Source organism: Vibrio sp. YT-19(2023), assembly GCF_033337395.1.
The window spans coordinates 1-536 of the sequence record NZ_JAWOQN010001055.1; the positions used below are offsets into that span (position 1 = coordinate 1).

Here is a 536-nt window from a genome sequence, read left to right on the forward strand (position 1 = left end):
TACTCTGGCATCGCCAATGCGTCTGGAGCGACAAAGTAGAAGCGGATGTTATTGAACTTCGCCAGTGCTTGAGTCAGTGAGTGAACGGTGCGGCCGTATTTTAAATCGCCGACAAATGCCACGTTTAGGTTGTCTAAGCGACCTTGCGTTTCCGCGATGGTGTAGAGGTCAAGCAGAGTTTGAGTTGGGTGTTGGTTAGCACCGTCGCCCGCGTTAATCACTGGAACGCCATTCGAAAATTCGGAAGCAAGGCGCGCTGCACCTTCTTGAGGGTGGCGCATCACAAATGCATCGACGTATGAAGAGATAACTTGTACAGAATCAGAAAGCGTTTCCCCTTTCTTCGACAGAGACGTATTACCATCGTTATCAAAACCAATGACATCACCACCAATGCGTTGAATCGCGGTCTCAAACGACAAGCGAGTACGCGTTGATGGCTCAAAGAAACAGCTCGCAACGACTTTGTTTTTAATCAGTTCTGGTCGAGGTTCCTTTTTCAGATTACCTGCAGTTTCGACGATAAGTTCCAGCTC

General features: G+C 48.5%; 1 protein-coding gene. It reads right to left on the reverse strand.

Annotated features, from left to right (window positions below):
* The coding region (gene pyrB, locus R7E78_RS30000) for an aspartate carbamoyltransferase (RefSeq protein ID WP_318059124.1) at window positions 1-536 on the reverse strand (536 nt) is incomplete at both ends.